At 61.5% G+C, this 17,850-nt stretch carries 19 protein-coding genes and 1 pseudogene; 15 read left to right on the top strand and 5 right to left on the bottom strand.

The window, feature by feature from the left end; translation table 11 throughout:
* Positions 1 to 42 precede the first annotated feature (42 nt).
* Complete coding sequence (locus NKK47_RS12165) at positions 43 to 603, top strand: TadE/TadG family type IV pilus assembly protein (protein WP_023676927.1); 561 nt, start codon at positions 43 to 45, stop codon at positions 601 to 603.
* Between the two features lie 31 nt (positions 604 to 634).
* Complete coding sequence (locus NKK47_RS12160) at positions 635 to 1,255, top strand: TadE/TadG family type IV pilus assembly protein (protein WP_023676926.1); 621 nt, start codon at positions 635 to 637, stop codon at positions 1,253 to 1,255.
* Between the two features lie 102 nt (positions 1,256 to 1,357).
* On the opposite strand, the pseudogene NKK47_RS35195 reads toward NKK47_RS12160, so the two are convergent.
* Positions 1,358 to 1,486: pseudogene (locus tag NKK47_RS35195) on the bottom strand (phosphate/phosphite/phosphonate ABC transporter substrate-binding protein); the annotation flags it as partial.
* A 160-nt stretch (positions 1,487 to 1,646) separates the two neighbouring features.
* Here NKK47_RS35195 and NKK47_RS12155 point away from each other — a divergent pair.
* The 9 genes from NKK47_RS12155 (at position 1,647) to NKK47_RS12115 (ending at position 11,201) form a co-directional block, all read left to right on the top strand.
* Positions 1,647 to 2,888 (top strand): phosphopentomutase, encoded by a 1,242-nt coding sequence (locus NKK47_RS12155; RefSeq protein WP_352576943.1) that lies wholly within the window; start codon positions 1,647 to 1,649, stop codon positions 2,886 to 2,888.
* On the top strand, positions 2,881 to 3,771 hold the full coding sequence (mutM, locus tag NKK47_RS12150; protein ID WP_352576941.1) for a bifunctional DNA-formamidopyrimidine glycosylase/DNA-(apurinic or apyrimidinic site) lyase: 891 nt from the start codon (positions 2,881 to 2,883) through the stop codon (positions 3,769 to 3,771). Before NKK47_RS12155 ends, mutM begins: the two co-directional genes overlap by 8 nt.
* Before the next feature lie 24 nt (positions 3,772 to 3,795).
* On the top strand, positions 3,796 to 4,569 hold the full coding sequence (locus tag NKK47_RS12145; RefSeq protein WP_352448613.1) for an enoyl-CoA hydratase: 774 nt from the start codon (positions 3,796 to 3,798) through the stop codon (positions 4,567 to 4,569).
* 160 nt (positions 4,570 to 4,729) lie between these two features.
* Positions 4,730 to 4,996 (top strand): 30S ribosomal protein S20, encoded by a 267-nt coding sequence (gene rpsT, locus NKK47_RS12140; RefSeq protein WP_023676922.1) that lies wholly within the window; start codon positions 4,730 to 4,732, stop codon positions 4,994 to 4,996.
* Positions 4,997 to 5,912: 916 nt separating this feature from the next.
* Positions 5,913 to 7,385 (top strand): chromosomal replication initiator protein DnaA, encoded by a 1,473-nt coding sequence (gene dnaA / locus NKK47_RS12135; protein ID WP_352570349.1) that lies wholly within the window; start codon positions 5,913 to 5,915, stop codon positions 7,383 to 7,385.
* A gap of 199 nt (positions 7,386 to 7,584) precedes the next feature.
* The gene (gene dnaN, locus NKK47_RS12130; RefSeq protein WP_023676920.1) at positions 7,585 to 8,703 is read left to right on the top strand and encodes a DNA polymerase III subunit beta; all 1,119 of its coding nucleotides are present in this window, start codon (positions 7,585 to 7,587) and stop codon (positions 8,701 to 8,703) included.
* A gap of 26 nt (positions 8,704 to 8,729) precedes the next feature.
* Complete coding sequence (recF, locus tag NKK47_RS12125) at positions 8,730 to 9,878, top strand: DNA replication/repair protein RecF (RefSeq protein ID WP_352576939.1); 1,149 nt, start codon at positions 8,730 to 8,732, stop codon at positions 9,876 to 9,878.
* 76 nt (positions 9,879 to 9,954) lie between these two features.
* Complete coding sequence (locus tag NKK47_RS12120; RefSeq protein ID WP_352570347.1) at positions 9,955 to 10,716, top strand: molybdopterin-synthase adenylyltransferase MoeB; 762 nt, start codon at positions 9,955 to 9,957, stop codon at positions 10,714 to 10,716.
* Positions 10,713 to 11,201 (top strand): GNAT family N-acetyltransferase, encoded by a 489-nt coding sequence (locus NKK47_RS12115; RefSeq protein WP_352570346.1) that lies wholly within the window; start codon positions 10,713 to 10,715, stop codon positions 11,199 to 11,201. Before NKK47_RS12120 ends, NKK47_RS12115 begins: the two co-directional genes overlap by 4 nt.
* A gap of 64 nt (positions 11,202 to 11,265) precedes the next feature.
* Here the strand turns inward: NKK47_RS12115 and NKK47_RS12110 are convergent, their stop codons facing one another.
* Positions 11,266 to 12,267 carry a 2-hydroxyacid dehydrogenase gene (locus NKK47_RS12110; protein ID WP_352570345.1) on the bottom strand — a complete coding sequence of 334 codons (1,002 nt, stop codon included), beginning with the start codon at positions 12,265 to 12,267 and terminating at the stop codon, positions 11,266 to 11,268.
* A gap of 157 nt (positions 12,268 to 12,424) precedes the next feature.
* Here NKK47_RS12110 and NKK47_RS12105 point away from each other — a divergent pair, with 157 nt between their 5' ends.
* Entirely contained in the window at positions 12,425 to 12,982 is a 558-nt protein-coding gene (locus tag NKK47_RS12105; protein ID WP_023676915.1) for an SH3 domain-containing protein, read from the top strand.
* Between the two features lie 81 nt (positions 12,983 to 13,063).
* Here the strand turns inward: NKK47_RS12105 and NKK47_RS12100 are convergent, their stop codons facing one another.
* On the bottom strand, positions 13,064 to 13,423 hold the full coding sequence (locus NKK47_RS12100) for a DUF4260 domain-containing protein (protein ID WP_352576937.1): 360 nt from the start codon (positions 13,421 to 13,423) through the stop codon (positions 13,064 to 13,066).
* Between the two features lie 10 nt (positions 13,424 to 13,433).
* Positions 13,434 to 13,865 carry an iron response transcriptional regulator IrrA gene (gene irrA / locus NKK47_RS12095; RefSeq protein WP_023676913.1) on the bottom strand — a complete coding sequence of 144 codons (432 nt, stop codon included), beginning with the start codon at positions 13,863 to 13,865 and terminating at the stop codon, positions 13,434 to 13,436.
* Positions 13,866 to 14,105: 240 nt separating this feature from the next.
* Here irrA and fabA point away from each other — a divergent pair, with 240 nt between their 5' ends.
* The 3 genes from fabA to fabI all read left to right on the top strand — a co-directional run bounded on the left by fabA (position 14,106) and on the right by fabI (position 16,793).
* On the top strand, positions 14,106 to 14,624 hold the full coding sequence (fabA, locus tag NKK47_RS12090) for a 3-hydroxyacyl-[acyl-carrier-protein] dehydratase FabA (protein WP_023676912.1): 519 nt from the start codon (positions 14,106 to 14,108) through the stop codon (positions 14,622 to 14,624).
* A 122-nt stretch (positions 14,625 to 14,746) separates the two neighbouring features.
* The gene (fabB, locus tag NKK47_RS12085) at positions 14,747 to 15,967 is read left to right on the top strand and encodes a beta-ketoacyl-ACP synthase I (protein WP_352570342.1); all 1,221 of its coding nucleotides are present in this window, start codon (positions 14,747 to 14,749) and stop codon (positions 15,965 to 15,967) included.
* A 13-nt stretch (positions 15,968 to 15,980) separates the two neighbouring features.
* Positions 15,981 to 16,793, top strand: coding sequence for an enoyl-ACP reductase FabI (fabI, locus tag NKK47_RS12080; protein WP_023676910.1), 813 nt, complete (start codon positions 15,981 to 15,983; stop codon positions 16,791 to 16,793).
* A 36-nt stretch (positions 16,794 to 16,829) separates the two neighbouring features.
* On the opposite strand, the gene NKK47_RS12075 is transcribed toward fabI, so the two are convergent.
* Positions 16,830 to 17,843 carry a class I SAM-dependent methyltransferase gene (locus tag NKK47_RS12075; RefSeq protein ID WP_352570340.1) on the bottom strand — a complete coding sequence of 338 codons (1,014 nt, stop codon included), beginning with the start codon at positions 17,841 to 17,843 and terminating at the stop codon, positions 16,830 to 16,832.
* Positions 17,844 to 17,850 lie beyond the last annotated feature (7 nt).

The following is a 17,850-nucleotide window of genomic DNA, read 5'->3' as shown; positions in this document are numbered from 1 at the left end:
AGGGTGGGACCGATACAGAAGCGGCATCGGCGGGCAGAGGACATGAGCAAGGCAGGACGAGCAGGTTCTCCAAGACGGTTTTTGGGCGACCGCCGCGGAAGCACGGCGATCGAATTCGCCATGCTTGCAATTCCTTTCGCGCTTCTTGTCTTCGCCATCCTGGAGAGCTGCATTTCTTTTGCCGCACAGGAAGTGATGGCAAACGCAACCGACGACATCGCGCGCCAACTGCGTACCGGCCAACTAAGACCGGCCGATGTGTCCGGGACCAAGCTGCGGGATATGATCTGCACCAAATTGGAGATCATGGTCGCCAAGACCTGTCCCGGATTGCTGGTGGACTTGCGCGAATATCCGACCTTCGCCGATGCGGCGCTGGCCGGTTTCAAGATCCAGGATGGCGACGTCGTGCTGACCAAGGGCACGAGCACACAGACCTTCACCGTCGCACCTGGCCTGGCGGAGTCGAGAAACATGCTGCGTGTTTTTTACAAATGGCCGGTGATGACCGACTTCATGGCCAAATCGATGGCCAACCTGAAGGACGGCAAAACGCTGCATTTTGCTTCGATCACTTGGCAGAACGAGCCGTTCGACAACTGAACCACGTAGTCGCTTGAAAAGGGGCAAAGCCATGATTCGTGCGGGGGCACAGCTGGGCATCGCAGGGATTTGTACAAGAGCAGTCCGGCTTTGCTCGGACCGCCGCGGTATTGCGGCTGTCGAGTTTGCCCTCATCGTGCCTGTCCTGTTGATCATGTACTTTATGACAATGGAGGCCTCGCAAGCCATCGAGACCAGCAAGAAGGTCAGCCGCATCGGCAGCATGGTAGCGGACCTCGTCACGCAGCAGCAGACCGTCAAGGCGGCCGATGTCGATGCCATCATGGCGATCGGCAGTTCCACGCTCCAGCCCTACAACCGCTCGAAACCGAAGATCATTATCACGGCGATACAGGTGACCAACGAGACGACGCCGAAAGTCCTGGTCGTGTGGTCGCGCAAACTGGTCGATGGCGTCTCTAGCGTCGACGCTGTCAAGGATTCCACCACAACGGTCCCGAGCGCGCTCAAGATCAAAGGCACGTTCCTCATTCGGGTCGAAAGCGATCTCGCCTACAAGCCAATCATCACCTGGTCGGCGGACGGCCAAAGCCGGTTCGGGTTGAGCTCGGTCTTCAATTCGATATCGATGGCGGAAACTTATTATCTGCGGCCGCGCAGGAGCCCGACCATTCCGTGCAGCGATTGCTGACGCCTGAAGCCCGCTAACCGGTCTGTTGCTATTGCTTGCGACCGCGGGCCGAGACTAGACGCACGATGGCTGCAGCCAGCACATAGTCCCTCGGACCGGCAACGGTTCGGCGACGATACCGATACGGAACGTTCCGATAACATCGCGCCAATCGGCTCGCGCCAGATTTGTGCAAGACGCATCCGGCAGCAAAGCCAGTACGGCGGCGAATGCTGTCAGGGCAAGCCTCATGCGAGCTCCGCGCCGCGCATTTCCATCCGCAGATCGACCATGCCGCGATTCGTCTCTCCGGGACCAGCACGCCAAGCCGTGCTGTTTGGGTTTCCGAATTGCCAATGGCGGCGCGGAACCCTATGTCTGAGCCAACACACAGGCAATGATGAACCTTTCGATGGCACGCGCCTTCCTTTTTGTCCTCGACTCCTTCGGCATCGGCGGCGCGGCCGATGCCGAACGTTATGGCGACACCGGCTCCAATACGTTCGCACACATCGCGCGGGCCTGCGCAGAAGGCCGCGCCGATCGCGAAGGCCTGCGTGCCGGACCCCTTCTTGTACCAAACATGCTCGCGCTCGGCCTCGGCCAGGCCGCGGCAACGGCGACGGGTTTCAGGTTCGAGAATGCCGGCAGTGCGCGGCTTGCCGCCGCCTTTCACGGCGCGGCCCAAGAGGTTTCGAGCGGCAAGGACACGCCATCGGGCCATTGGGAAATAGCCGGCCTGCCGGTCCGTTTCGACTGGGGTTACTTCCCAGACAAGATTCCCGCCTTTCCGGCCGAGTTGACCGAAGCAATGGTGCGTGAAGGGAAGGTGCCTGGCATCCTCGGCAATTGCCATGCTCCGGGCACCGAGATTATCGAACGGTTCGGCGAAGACCATATCCGCACCGGCAAGCCGATCTGCTACACCTCGATCGACTCCGTCCTGCAGATCGCCGCGCATGAGGTTCATTTCGGCCTGGAACGGCTTTACGAGTTCTGCAAAGTGGTGCGCAGGCTCGTCGATCCGCTGAATATCGGCCGCGTCATCGCGCGGCCGTTTATCGGTGAAACCGCCGCCACGTTCGAGCGAACGCATAATCGTCGCGACTATGCCGTACCGCCGCCGGAACCGACGCTGCTCGACCGGCTGACGGCGCGCGGCAGCCGGGTTATCGCGATCGGCAAGATCGGCGACATTTTCGCCCATCGGGGGATCTCGGAAGTCCGCAAGGCTGCCGGCAACATGGCGATGTTCGACAAAACGCTTGGTGCCATGGAAGACGCCCGCGACGGCGACCTCGTCTTCGCGAACTTTGTCGACTTCGACACCGAGTTCGGGCATCGGCGCGACGTTGCGGGGTATGCCGCCGCACTCGAAGCTTTCGACCGGCGCCTGCCCGAGGCATTCGCACGGCTGAGGCCAGGCGATCTGCTCATTTTGACCGCCGATCACGGCAACGATCCGACGTGGCGCGGCACCGACCACACGCGCGAGCGTATTCCGATTATCGGGACACGGCCGGGTTTCAAAGGCGCAGAGATCGGACTGAGGACAACATTTGCCGACATCGGCGAAACCGTGGCCGAACATCTCGGGCTGGCGCGCGGCCGTCACGGCACCTCCTTCCATGCCACGATAGGTGGCCATGCCTGAGCTGCCGGAGGTAGAGACAGTCAGGCGCGGTCTGCAGCCGGCCCTTGAAGGTGCCCGCATTGTCGGTGTCGAGGCACGCCGGCCGGATTTGCGGTTTCCGTTCCCCGAGAGATTTTCGGAGCGGCTGACCGGCAAGACGATTGCGGCGCTCGGCCGCCGTGCCAAATATCTGACAATGCACATGGACAACGGCCCGGTTCTGATCTGCCATCTCGGCATGTCGGGTTCGTTTCGCATCGAAACGGCCGACGAGAGCGCAACGCCCGGCGCGTTCCACCACGAACGTTCGAAAAACACTGCTCACGATCACGTCGTCTTCGACATCGCATCCCCTGCCGGCGTCCGCTCTCGCGTGATCTTCAACGACCCGCGCCGCTTCGGGTTCATGCTGTTTTCGGAAGGCGAGCCCGACATGCATCCGATGCTGGCGGGATTAGGCGTCGAGCCTACAGGCAACGCACTGGACGGCGCGCTGCTCGCTTCGTTGCTGAAAGGTCGCAAGTCACCGCTGAAAGCGGCACTTCTGGACCAGAGGCTGATTGCCGGGCTAGGCAATATCTACGTCTCGGAAGCGCTTTGGCGGGCCGGCCTGTCGCCGCTGCGCGAAGCGGGCACCCTCGCGAGAGCCGGCAAGAAAGCCAAAGAGCAGAGCGAACGCCTGGCCGAAGCAATCCGCTCGGTCGTCGCCGATGCGATCGCCGCCGGCGGCTCGTCGTTGCGCGATTATATGCAGACCGATGGATCGCTGGGCTACTTCCAGCATTCCTTCGCGGTTTACGATCGCGATGGGGAAGCCTGCTCCAAGCCTGGTTGTGGCGGCCACATCGAGCGTATCGTGCAAAGCGGTCGTTCGACTTTCCACTGCCGGGCCTGTCAGGCTTGAACCAGAAGCGAGGAGGAGCAAAGCATGGGCTATGAAACCATCATCGTCGAAACCCGCGGCAAGGTCGGGCTGATTACGCTGAACCGGCCGCAGGCGCTCAACGCGCTGAATTCACAAGTGCTCGCGGAACTGGTCGCGTCGGTGAATAGCATGGGCGCCAATGCCGACATCGGCGCCATGGTCATCACTGGTTCGGAAAAGGCTTTCGCGGCAGGTGCCGATATCAAGGAAATGCAGTCCATCTCCTATGTGGATGCCTATCTGCAGGATTTCTTCGTCGGTTGGGAAGAATTTACGCGGGCACGAAAGCCGATCATCGCGGCGGTGGCGGGCTATGCGCTGGGGGGCGGCTGCGAACTGGCGATGATGTGCGACTTCATCATCGCCGCCGACACCGCCAAATTTGGCCAACCCGAGATCACGCTGGGCGTCATGCCCGGCATGGGCGGATCGCAGCGCCTGACCCGCTTTGTCGGCAAGTCGAAGGCGATGGATATGTGCCTGACGGGTCGAATGATGGACGCAGCCGAGGCCGAGCGTTCCGGCCTTGTCTCGCGCGTGGTGCCAGCCGGCGAGTTGATCGAGGAAGCGCTTAAGGCAGCGTCCAAGATCGCTGGTTTTTCCTTGCCGTCGGTGATGATGGCAAAGGAGGCCGTCAACCGCGCCTATGAGACGACGCTCACCGAGGGTCTGCGGTTCGAGCGCCGGCTGTTTCATTCGCTGTTTGCGCTGGATGACCAGAAGGAAGGCATGGCGGCCTTCAGCGGCAAGCGGAAGCCGAATTTCACGAACCGATGAGATGACGAAGGCGCCGGTCAAAAAGAAAGCGCTGCAGCGTTGACGCGCCGGAAAAGCTGAACTATAAGCCGCACCAACCGAGGCGGCCCTGTGGCTGCCCGTTTGTTTTTTGCGCCCTGCGGTATCCCGCAAGCGCCCACCAGATCAGAAGAGAGGCACCATGGCCAATACCTCCTCGGCCAAAAAGGCAACGCGCAAGATCGCCCGTCGCGCAGCGATCAACAAGAACCGCCGCTCCCGCGTCCGGACCTACATCCGCCAGGTCGAAGAGGCGCTCGCGGCTGGCGATAAGGCGGCCGCACAGGCTGCCTTCAAGGTGGCCGAGCCGGAATTGATGCGCGCCGCGACCAAGGGCGTGGTGCACAAGAACACGGCATCGCGCAAGGTGTCGCGGTTGGCCCAACGGGTCAAGGTGCTGTCGGCCTAATATACCTTTTCCTGAACTGCGCTTCTTCAAACCCGGCCAATCGCGCCGGGTTTTTTTTCGTTTGCCGGCAAGTACTTAAAAGAAAGCCCGCAAAATGGCGCTCCGGGTGCATTTCAAAGTTCGAAATGCTTTGCCGGCATATACATGCCCGCTGATATTCGCAGCCTTCGAAACCGCCAATACGAAAATTTCCGAGCGTCACAGATTACTGTTTTTTTTCAGAGGCTTACCGATGGTGATCCACAGCTTGTTCACATCGGCTGTGGCCGATAGGCGGCAATAGGCTGTCAAGTGAATTATTTCAGAAAATTTCGCATTGTGTGGCCTTTTTCACATTCGCCGGAAAAGGGTTTGAATCACAATGGCTTTGTCAAAATCAACTGTTGCAGCATGGCGTTCGAAACGTCCCTTTCTAGTCAGATTCCTTAAAAATCCGTTAGGGGTGGCCTTGCCCTATCCACAGCGATTTCGGTAATGTCTGTCCATCGAAGGGACGGGCCCTTGGCCCTTGACCAGCCTGAAACCGGCCAGCTCAAATTGGCAGAGTTTACACCGCGGATTCAACTCCGCGGACGGGGTTGGTTTGTCTTTTCGATACGGTAGGGGACTGGCGTAATTGTACATGGCAGGTCGACGGTGCGCCGGCGGTTTTTCGCCGGACGGCATTTTGTTGCCCTGACATGACCAAAGCGGATCGGCTCTTCGGCGCCGGACCGACAACGAGGCGATTCATCAGCCGGCGGCGGCGATGGTGTCGCAGCGAAGACACGGTCGCCGGAAACATGGATGCAGGAGGCGCATCCCCGGCGGAAAACAGGTACAAGAGACAAGGAACTCGATCATGCAGAGCGGCGGCATCGAAAGGGAGCTTACAGGCGACCTCCCATTTCCTGGAACGTTAATCGGAAGGAACGACATGGCGGCTTCCAATGAAGCTGAACAGAAGTTCGATCGGGTCAAGGCCCAGTTGAAGGCGCGTCTGGGAACCGAGGTCTATTCGAGCTGGTTCGGGCGCATGAAGGTCGCTGAATCCTCTAAGGGCATTGTCCGCATCTCAGTGCCAACCGCATTCCTGCGTTCATGGATCAACGGCCACTATCTCGATCTCATCACCGAGTTGTGGAAGCACGAGGATCCGGAGATCCTCAAGATCGAGATAGTGGTTCGCACCGCCACACGGCAGGGCCGCAACAACGTCGAGCCAGAAGTGGCCCCGGCGCGCAAGATGACCAGGCAGACGCAAACCGCGCTCTCTGCGGGCACGGCGAGCCCCAGCAGGGTCGAACGGGTCCCGGTACCCCGCCCGGGGATGCCGGCAGAAACCGAGTTCCGGCACAATGTTCTCGGTTCGCCACTCGATCCACGCTATACTTTCACCTCCTTCATCGAAGGACCATCGAACCGAGTGGCTTTTGCCGCCGCCAAGGCGGTCGCGGAATCGCAGTCGAGCGCGGTGCGTTTCAATCCGCTCTTTCTTCACGCGACGGTCGGGCTGGGCAAAACGCACCTGTTGCAGGCGATCGCCGCAGAATCGCTGAAGCAGAATCCGAAATCGCGGGTCGTCTATCTGACGGCTGAGTATTTCATGTGGCGGTTCGCCACCGCGATCCGCGACAACAACGCACTGACGCTGAAAGAACAGCTGCGCGACATCGACCTCCTCATCATCGACGACATGCAGTTCCTGCAGGGCAAGTCGATCCAGCACGAATTCTGCCATTTGATCAACATGCTGCTCGACAGCGCCAAGCAAGTGGTGGTCGCTGCCGACCGGCCGCCGTCGGAATTGGAGTCGCTGGAGCCACGCGTCCGCTCGCGCCTCAACGGCGGCGTCGCGCTGGAAATGTCAGCCCCGGATTTCGCCATGCGTATCGGTATGCTCAAGCTCAGGCTTGCCACCGCCAAGCTCGACGATGCGTCGCTCGATATTTCCGAAGAGATCCTCAACCACGTCGCCCGCACGGTGACCGGCAGCGGACGCGAGCTCGAAGGTGCCTTCAACCAGCTTTTGTTTCGTCAATCCTTCGAACCGCAGATCACCATCGACCGCATCGACGAGATCCTTGGCCACATCTATCGTTCGGGCGAACCCAAGCGGGTGCGTATCGAGGACATCCAGCGCATCGTCGCGCGCCACTACAACGTGTCGAAGACCGAACTTCTGTCCAACCGGCGCACACGCACCATCGTCAAGCCACGGCAGGTCGCCATGTATCTGTCGAAGGTGATGACGCCGCGCTCGCTGCCGGAGATCGGGCGGCGGTTCGGCGGTCGTGACCATACGACCGTGCTGCATGCGGTGCGCAAGATCGAGGATCTTTCCGGTGCCGACAACACACTGGCGCAGGAACTCGAATTGCTGAGAAGGCTGATCAACGACCAGGCCTGACGGCCCGAAAAACGCCGGCTCGCGGACTCCGGCCTTTTTATCCCCAGAAAGCCCGTGCAGCCGGTCCGAACCGGTGGCGCGGGCTTGCGTTTGCCGGGTTTTTCCTGTCAGTTTACGCAGATTCTGAGCCTGTTCAGACCTTTCGCGGGGCGCCGCTTGCCGGAGACCCGTTCATTCATTCAAGCGAGCCTGTTTCGTCATGCGTGTTATCCTGGAACGGTCAAATCTCCTGAAGTCGCTCAACCATGTTCACCGCGTGGTCGAGCGGCGCAATACCATTCCGATCCTGTCGAACGTGCTGCTCAGCGCCGAGGGGGCCAGCCTTGAAATGAAGGCGACCGACCTCGACCTGGAGGTGACCGAAGCAACGCCGGCAAAGGTCGAACGTGGCGGGGCGACGACGGTCCCGGCACATCTGCTCTACGACATCGTGCGCAAGCTTGCCGACGGCGCGGAGGTGGCGCTGAAGACCGACGAAGACGGCAACGCCATGACGGTGACGTCGGGGCGCTCGAGCTTCCGCCTGCAATGCCTGCCGCAGTCCGACTTTCCCGAGCTTTCAGCCGGGTCGTTCTCGCATATTTTCCGGCTCGATTCCGTCGGACTAAAGGGCCTCATTGAAAAGACCCAGTTCGCCATCTCGACCGAGGAGACGCGCTATTATCTGAACGGCATTTATCTGCACACGCACGAGGCCGGCGGCAAGCTGAAGCTGCGCTCTGTCGCGACCGACGGCCACCGGCTGGCGCGCGCCGAGATCGATGCGCCGGCAGGCTCTGAGGGCATGCCTGGCGTCATAATCCCGCGAAAGACGGTCAGCGAGCTGCAAAAGCTGGTCGACGATCCCGATGTTGCAGTCACCACCGAGTTGTCCGACACCAAGATCCGTTTCACCATCGGCAGCGTTATCTTGACCTCCAAGCTGATCGACGGCACTTTCCCGGACTACCAGCGCGTCATTCCGACCGGCAACGACAAGAAGCTGATTATCGATCGCCAGAGTTTCGCCGCTGCCGTCGATCGCGTTTCGACCATTTCGTCCGAACGCGGCCGGGCGGTGAAGCTTTCGATCGCCGAAGGGCAGGTCACGCTTGCGGTCAACAACCCGGATTCGGGCAGTGCCACCGAGGAACTGGCGGCCGACTATTCGTCCGATCCGATCGAAATCGGCTTCAACGCCAAATACCTGCTCGACGTTGCCGCGCAACTGACCGGCACGGAGGCGAAGTTCATGCTGGCGGATGCCGGTTCCCCGACGCTGATCCACGACATGGCCGACGAGACCGCGCTCTACGTGCTGATGCCGATGCGGGTGTAGGGCCCGAACGGGGCCATCTTGCTGTCGTGACCAGATCTGCAAAACCGCAGCAGACGTACATAAGTAAGCTCACACTTACGAATTTCCGCAACTATGCGGCGTTGGCAATCGACCTTGATCCCGGTGCTGTGGTTTTCTCCGGCGACAATGGCGCCGGCAAGACCAATCTGCTTGAAGCGATCTCGCTGCTCACGCCGGGCCGCGGCCTGCGCCGCGCACCCTATTCCGAGGTGGCGCGCGAAGGCGGCGACGGTGGCTTTGCGCTGCATGCCCGGCTTGACGGGCCGGAAGGCCAGGTCGAGATCGGTACCGGAATATCGGGCAGCGACGGCGAAGCCGGCCGGCGGGTGCGGATCAACGGCGCGACGGCACGCTCAGCCGAAGACATGCTGGAATGGCTGCGCGTGGTCTGGCTGACACCGGCCATGGACGGCCTGTTCCCCGGGCCGGCTGCCGACCGCCGGCGCTTCCTAGACCGGCTGGTGCTGGCGATCGATCCTGGCCACGGCCAGCGCGCGCTTGACTACGAAAAGGCAATGCGCGGCCGCAACAGACTGCTCGCCGACGGTTCACGCGACGGTGCCTGGTTCGATGCGATCGAGATGCAAATGGCCGAGACCGGCGTGGCGATTGCCGCGGCGCGTGCCGAACTGGTGCGCCTGCTCGCCGCCATGATCGACCGGCTGCCCGGCGACGGACCGTTTCCGCAAGCCGACATCGGCATCTCTGGCGAACTGGAAGGCGAACTCGGTATTTTGCCGGCCGTCGACGTAGAGGAACGGTTCCGTCGTGCGCTTGCCCAGGGGCGCGACCGCGACCGCACCGCCGGACGCACGCTCGACGGCCCGCACCGTTCCGACCTCGTGGTGCGCCACCGGCCCAAGGCGATGCCGGCCGAGCTCTGTTCGACCGGCGAGCAGAAGGCGCTGCTGGTCGGCATTGTCTTGTCGCATGCGCGGCTAACCGGCGAGATGTCGGGCATGACACCGATCCTGCTGCTCGACGAGATCGCCGCCCATCTCGACGGCGGTCGACGGGCGGCCTTGTTCTCGATCCTGGAGGAACTAAACTGCCAGGCCTTCATGACCGGGACCGATGCCGCGTTGTTTGACAGCCTCAAGGGACGCGCGCAATTCCTGACCGTCGATCACGGCACGGTCAGGCCGACCATTTGAATTTCGTCCATGGCGCATTTCTGAGCTGCATGCATTGACGCCTGACAAGTTTTTTCCTCCGTTATATGGTCCGGCGATGATCACAGCCGCCCTCACCGATGAAGAGCTCGAACGCTACGCCCGCCACATCGTGCTGCCCGAGATCGGCGGCGCCGGCCAGCAGCGGCTGAAGCGGGCGCGGGTGCTCGTCATTGGCGCCGGCGGATTGGGAGCGCCGGTGCTCGAATATCTCGCCGCCGCAGGGATTGGCACTCTCGGTATCGTCGACGACGACATCGTTTCGCTTTCCAACCTGCAACGACAAGTGATCCACGCCACGCGCGATGTCGGGGTGGCGAAAACCGACAGCGCCAGAGCGGCGATCATCCGCATCAATCCAAACGTCGTCGTGGAAGAGCACAATTTCAGGCTGACCGTGGACAACGCCCCTACCCTCATTGCCCGTTATGACATCGTCGTTGACGGCTCCGACAATTTCGAGACACGCTACGCGGTGGCCGACGCCTGCGCCGCGGAAAGCCGGCCGCTCGTGCATGCCGCCGTTGGCCGCTTCGACGGCTCGGTCACCGTACTGAAGCCATTCGAAACCGGCCCGGACGGCAAGTTGAACCCAAGCTACCGCGATCTCTTTCCCGAGGCGCCGCCGCCGGGACTGGTGCCATCCTGCGCGGTGGCCGGCATTGTCGGCGCGCTGACCGGGGTCATCGGCACGCTGCAAGCCATGGAAGCGATCAAGCTGATCACCGGGATTGGCGAGCCGCTGGTCGGACGACTGCTGCTCTACGATGCGCTGGCGGCACGCTTCGACACGATCCGCTACAAGCGAACCAGCCCGTGAGCCTGCCTGCCGACGTTTCCATCGTGCAGCTTGCAGCCGATTTCGACCGTTGGGACGAGGTGCTGGCGCTGGTCATGCGCGCCTTCGCCTTTATGGACGGGGTTATTGACCCGCCGTCCTCGGCGCATCGGCTCACCGTTGAAAATCTCAGGGCTAGAGCGCTGGAGGAGACAGCATTCCTGGCGCTGAAGGAAAACGAGATCGTCGGTTGCGTCTTCATCCTGAAGCGCGCAGACGAGCTCTATGTTGGAAAGCTCGCGGTCGAGCCGGTTCTTCAGGGACAAGGCATTGGAAAACAGCTGATGCAGGCCGTCGAAGATCTTGCCCGCAGCCACAACAGGACCGCCATCGAGCTCCAGACCCGGATCGAGCTGACCGGAAATCACGCAGCCTTTGCCCGCCTCGGTTTTCGTGAAACCGAACGGACAGCGCACAAGGGCTACGACCGGCCGACCTCAATCACCATGCGCAAGGCGTTTTCGTAAGCCAAAGCTATCCAACGACGAACGCGCGGTTGCCGCGGCAAGACTGTGCCGGCGTGACGGCAGGTCACGCCCTCAACGGCAGCACGCGGTCGGGCGGGCGATGACCATCGAAGAAGGCGCGGATATTGATGATCACCTTCTCGCCCATGTCGATACGGCCTTCGAGCGTCGCCGAACCCATATGCGGCAACAGCACGACCTTGCCTTTGTGGGCAAGCTTCAGCAGCTTGCTGTTCAGCGCCGGCTCGTGCTCGTAGACGTCGAGGCCGGCGCCGGCGATCTTGCCGTCATGGATGAGCTTGATCAGCGATTCCTCATCGATGATATCTCCGCGCGCGGTGTTGACTATGTAAGCGGACGGTTGCAGAAGCGCCAGCCGCCGTGCCGAAAGCAGATGGAAAGTTGCCGGTGTCGATGGGCAATTGACCGAGATAATGTCCATACGGGCAAGCATCTGGTCGAGGCTTTCCCAATACGTGGCTTCCAACTCCTCCTCGATTGCCGGCAGCACGCGGTGGCGGTTGTGGTAGTGGATCGAGAGGCCAAACGCCTTGGCGCGCCTGGCGACAGCGGTGCCGATGCGACCCATGCCGACAATGCCGAGCCGTTTGCCCCAAATGCGCCGGCCGAGCATCCAGGTCGGCGACCAGCCCGCCCATTTCTTATCGCCGGTCAGCACGTTGGCGCCTTCGGCCAGCCGTCGCGGTACGGCCAGCAGCAGCGCCATGGTCATGTCGGCCGTATCTTCGGTCAGCACGTTCGGCGTGTTGGTGACGGTGATGCCTTTCTTGGCCGCTGCCGCAACGTCGATCTTGTCGACGCCATTGCCGAAGTTGGCGATCAGCTTGAGGTTGTCGCCGGCCTGGGCAATCAGCGCCGCGTCGATATTGTCGGTCACAGTCGGCACCAGCACGTCGGCCTCCTTGACCGCCGCCACCAGTTCCGGCTGCGTCATCGGCCTGTCCTCCACATTCAAGCGGGCGTCGAACAACTCGCGCATGCGCGTCTCGACTAGGTCGGGCAACTTGCGCGTGATGACGACGAGGGGCTTCTTTTTGCCTGCCATTGTTTCCTCGAACCCGATCTCGTTGAGACCTCTTTAACCAAGAACGGCGAAACTGAGAGCCGATCGCGGTACCGGTCATCCATGTAACAAGCGGTTCCGCCGAAGACAAAGAAAAATGGGCGCGAAGGCCGATTGGCGGGCGCCGAAAGGAACGAAAGTGTCTGGTTTCGCGTCGCTCCGCCTGACCCTCAGTGCAGCATTCCTCGGCGCTCTCATCCATAGCCCACTGGTGATGGCGCAAAGTGCCGCCGCACCCGCCCAGAGCGTCACGCTCGGACCAAGCGGCTTGCCGCTGCCGCGCTTCGTCAGCCTGAAATCCGGCCGCGTCAACTCGCGCGTTGGGCCGGGCGTCAATTATTCCGTCGACTGGATGTATATGAAGCCAGGCCTGCCGATGGAGATCATCCAGGAGTTCGATACGTGGCGCCGTGTGCGTGATGCCGACGGCTCGGAAGGCTGGATCAATCAGTCGCTGCTTTCGGGCCGTCGCACGGCGATCGTCGCCCCCTGGCAGCGCGGCAAGGACGCTCGCGTCAACCTCCTTGACGACCCGGCAAAAGATGCAGGCGTCATCGCGATCCTCGAACCGGGGGTAATGGGCACGATCAAGTCCTGCGATGGCCAGTGGTGCGAAATGACCTTCGACGGCCATACCGGCTGGCTCGCGCAGTCGCTGGTCTGGGGTGCCTATCCCGGCGAAAAGGTCAAGAACTGACCTTTCCGAACCGGAGATCAGGCCAGCGCTGCAAGCACCGGATCCGGCATTTGTTTCGCTGATCTTCGGTTCGGGGATGGTTTAGCGGCCGATGCGGCCGAGATGGATATCCTGGAAACTGCTCGACAGCTTCAAACCATAGCCCAGAGCGCGGTCGACGGCGATGTGGGCGATCCAGATCAGCGCGACAGCTATCGCCATTGCATTGTCAAAGACGCTGCCGACAAGCGCCAGCAGAACGGGCAAGATCAGTATGTGCAAGGCGTTGTAGGCGACGGCGCCGACGCGCGGCCCGGCCATGTAACCCAGCATCGACAGGTCGGGCGCCAGAATGAGCACGGCAAACAGCCACCAGGAAACACCGGCGATTGCATAGAAGACAAGAGCCGCCACCGCGACGGCGACCCATTCGAGCCGGAGCGTCAAATCCAGGAATTTCATAAGGCGCCGGTCAGTCGCAGCGTTTCGGACGCAGTCTCACCACGATATCGACATTGGCGATCTCCATGCCCTCCGGCGGTTCCGGCAGGTTGGAAACCGTCACCGGGCCGCTGTCGATATCGAAGATCCTGTTTTCGCCCTCGATATAGAAATGATGGTGATCGGAGGTGTTGGTGTCGAAATAAGTCTTCGATCCCTCGACGGCAAGGATGCGGAGAAGACCGGCCTGGGTAAACTGGTGCAGAGCATTGTAGACGGTGGCCAGAGACACCGGCACGCCGGCGGCAAGCGCCTCCTCGTGCAGTTCCTCGGCCGAAAGATGGCGGTCGCCCTTGGCGAAAAGCAGATCGGCCAACGCGATGCGCTGGCGTGTCGGCCTCAGACCGGCCTCGCGAACCCGCTTGTCCACAGCGACATTATCCTTCCGGCAACCCAGATCCATCTATCCGTCGCGCTCACAGTTCCGCCTCAGACAGGTCCAAAATGGCAGAAATTGAGCATCTGCCGAAACTGGACGTGTCCTGACATATATTCTGTCGACCGAATGCGATCAATAGCGCGCATTGACCCGGGCAGACGGGCAGGTTAAGCGCAAGCGCCGGTTTCCGGCCTGAAACAGATTGTGTTAGGAAACCACCGACAAGGGCGCCTATCGCCCGGGACGATCACGGGGACGAGATTGATGGCGGGTTCGAAATCCAGCTACGGTTACGAGGAATTGCTTGCCTGCGCCCGCGGCGAGCTGTTCGGACCGGGAAATGCGCAGCTGCCCTATCCGCCGATGCTGATGTTCGACCGCATCACCGAGATCAGCGAGACCGGCGGTGCGTTCGACAAGGGTTTCATCCGCGCGGAATTCGATATCAAGCCGGATTTGTGGTTTTTCGCCTGCCATTTCATCGGTAATCCGATCATGCCAGGATGCCTAGGCCTGGACGCCATGTGGCAGTTGACGGGGTTCTATCTCGGATGGCTCGGTGAACCCGGCAAGGGGATGGCGCTGTCGACCGGTGAGGTGAGGTTCAAAGGCATGGTCACGCCTTCGGTCAAGAAGGTGGAGTATGGCGTCGACTTCAAGCGAGTGATGCGCGGTCGGCTTGTGCTTGGCATCGCCGATGGCTGGCTGAAGGCAGATGGCGAGCCCATATACGCGGCAACGGATCTGAAGGTCGGTCTGTCCAAGCAATCGGCCGCCGTCTGAACGAAGACCCTACAGTACGACGTCTTGGACGTCTGATGAACGCTGTAGCACTTTAATTTTGCGCATGGTTCCATTCCGGAAATTGATTTCAGGTTCGGGGTCCGCGCTGGAAGGAGTTGCGAATGAGACGGGTCGTAGTCACAGGTCTCGGCATCGTGTCGTCGATAGGCAACAATGCCAACGAGGTGCAGACCTCGCTGCACGATGCCAGATCCGGCATCAGCTTCTCCGACTCTTTCGCCGAGCATGGCTTCCGTTGCCGGGTGTGGGGTGCGCCGACGCTGGACCCATCGGGCATGATCGACCGTCGCGCCATGCGCTTCCTGTCGCAGGGTGCTGCCTGGAACCATGTCGCAATGGACCAGGCGATCGCAGACGCCGGCCTCGACGGGGCCGACATCACCAACGAGCGCACCGGTATCGTGATGGGCTCCGGCGGACCGTCGACCCGTGCAATCGTCGAGGCGGCCGAGACCACGATCAAAAACGGCAGCCCCAAGCGGATCGGGCCGTTCGCGGTGCCAAAAGCGATGTCGTCGACCGCGTCGGCGACGCTTGCCACCTGGTTCAAGATCCACGGCGTCAACTATTCGATCTCATCGGCCTGCTCGACGTCTGCGCATTGCATCGGCAATGGCTACGAGCTGATCCAGTGGGGCAAGCAGGACATCGTCTTCGCCGGCGGCCATGAGGATCTCGACTGGACGATGTCGGATCTCTTCGATGCCATGGGCGCCATGTCGTCCAAGTTCAACGACAGGGCATCGGTCGCCTCACGCGCCTACGACGTCGATCGCGACGGTTTCGTCATTGCCGGCGGCGCCGGCGTGCTGATTCTTGAAGAGCTCGGGCATGCCAAGGCACGCGGCGCCAAGATCTATGCCGAGATCGTCGGCTATGGCGCGACATCGGACGGCTACGACATGGTGGCGCCGTCGGGCGAAGGCGCGGCGCGCTGCATGAAGCAGGCGCTCGCAACGGTGTCCTCGCCGGTCGACTACATCAATACGCACGGCACCTCGACGCCGGTCGGCGACTCCAAGGAAATGGGCGCCATCCGCGAGGTGTTCGGCGAGAAGATGCCTTTCATCACGTCGACCAAATCGCTAACCGGCCATTCTCTGGGCGCCGCCGGCGTGCAGGAATCGATCTACTCGATCCTGATGATGCAAGGCGGCTTCATCGGCGAGAGCGCCCACATTGAGAACCTCGATCCGGAATTCGAGGGCATGCCGATCGTGCGCAAGCGCATCGACGATGCAAGGATCGACACCGTTTTGTCCAATTCGTTCGGTTTCGGTGGCACCAACGCAACGCTGATTTTCCAGCGCTATTCCGCATAAGGATTTGCCGACCATGGACGGATTGATGAAGGGCAAGCGCGGGCTTGTCATGGGTGTTGCCAACGATCATTCGATCGCCTGGGGTATCGCCCGCAAACTGTCCGAACATGGCGCGGACCTCGCCTTCACCTATCAGGGCGAGGCCTTCGGGCGCCGGGTCAAGCCGCTCGCCGAGAAATTGGGCGCATCCCTGGTGGTGCCTTGCGACGTCGAGGACAGCGTGTCGGTCGCCGCGACTTTCGAGACTTTGGGGAAGGCGTGGGGCGGGCTGGATTTCGTCGTCCATGCAATCGGCTTTTCCGACAAGAACGAGCTGAAAGGCCTCTACGCCGACACGAGCCGCGACAACTTCATCCGCACAATGGTGATCTCCTGCTACTCCTTCACCGAGATCGCCCGTCACGCCGCCACATTGATGAAGGATAGCGGTTCGATGATCACGCTGACCTATGCCGGTTCGGTCCGTGTCATGCCGAACTACAACGTTATGGGTGTCGCCAAGGCGGGGCTGGAGGCCAGCGTCCGCTATCTCGCCAACGACTACGGCCCGCGCGGCATCAGGGTGAACGGCATATCGGCGGGACCGGTACGGACGCTTGCGGGCGCCGGGATTTCCGACGCACGCCACATGTTCTCCTACCAGCAGCGCAACTCGCCGCTACGCCGTACAGTGACGATCGACGAAGTCGGCGGCTCCGCGCTCTATTTGCTGTCCGACCTGTCCTCCGGCGTCACCGGCGAAATCCACTATGTCGATTCCGGCTATCACATCGTTTCCATGCCGACGCTTGACGAATTGAAGCAGACCGACGGCGGGCGGGAATAGCGCGAGCGACGTATCGCCGGCTTGCCCCGCAGGATTTCAGCGTCGCGCCGATAAGACCTTGAACATGCCGTCGCGGGCGAGCTCCGCATGGCTGGAGAAGGCGGCCGCCAGCACCGGTTCGTAGGGAAGTTGACGGTTCGCCACCATGAACAGCCGGCCGCCCGGCTTCAGCGCCTTGCCTGCCGCGCGGATCATGCCGGCACCGATTTCCGGCTCAGTCGCCCGACTGCGATGAAAGGGCGGGTTCATGACGACGACGTCATAGCGGCGCTCGACCGGCTCGCTCAAAAGATCGATCCAGAAGAAACCTGGCTCCACGCCTGTGTTGCCGAGATTGGCCTTCGCCGCCTCCAGCGCCTCGAAATCCGCTTCGTAAAGGTCAAGCGCCGATATGCCAGGTGAGCGGGCGCCGACCTCGGCGGCGACATAGCCCCAACCGGCACAGAAATCCGCAACGCTGCCACGCAGATCGTTGGGCAGATTTTCGATCAGCAGTTTCGATCCGGCATCGATCTTGTCGAAGGAAAACATGCCTGGCGCCGTGCGGAAGCAGCCCTCGACCACCAAATCCGGATTGGCAGCGCGAAGCGTTGCCGCGGCAACGGTATCGGCCGGCCGGCGAAACCAGAAGGCAATGCCGTGATGCTTCGGCAGGTGGCCTTCGAGCGGCACAAGGGCGCCGACATGCTTGCGCAGGCTGGCGATTCCATCGTCCTTGCTGCCGGCGACGACGATCAACCCGCCTGGTGCTGCGCGTTCGACCGCTTCGGCAACGCGCAACTCGTTTTGGCCGCGATGGCGGCCAGCGAGCACAAATGCCGCGTCGAAAGCCTCGCCTTCGACCTGCGGCGTGACCGCGAAGCCGGACGCCTGCAAGGCGCGAAAGTGCGGCCTGAAGCCTTGGACAAGATGAAGCTTGGCATCAAACCCTTCCGGCAAGCGAAAGCCGGGCTCGGCACCGAGAAAGAGTATGCGTTCATCCTTTCGTGGCAGGGAAACAGCACCGGCCTCGAACGAATGGAAAAGCGTTTTCAGCGGCTCGGCGGACATTCACCAC

The sequence above is a fragment of the Mesorhizobium sp. M0019 genome, assembly GCF_040323975.1.
Taxonomy (GTDB): Bacteria; Pseudomonadota; Alphaproteobacteria; order Rhizobiales; family Rhizobiaceae; genus Mesorhizobium.
The sequence above is the reverse complement of the archived record's forward strand: the minus strand, read 5'-3'. Positions and strand labels throughout refer to the sequence as shown.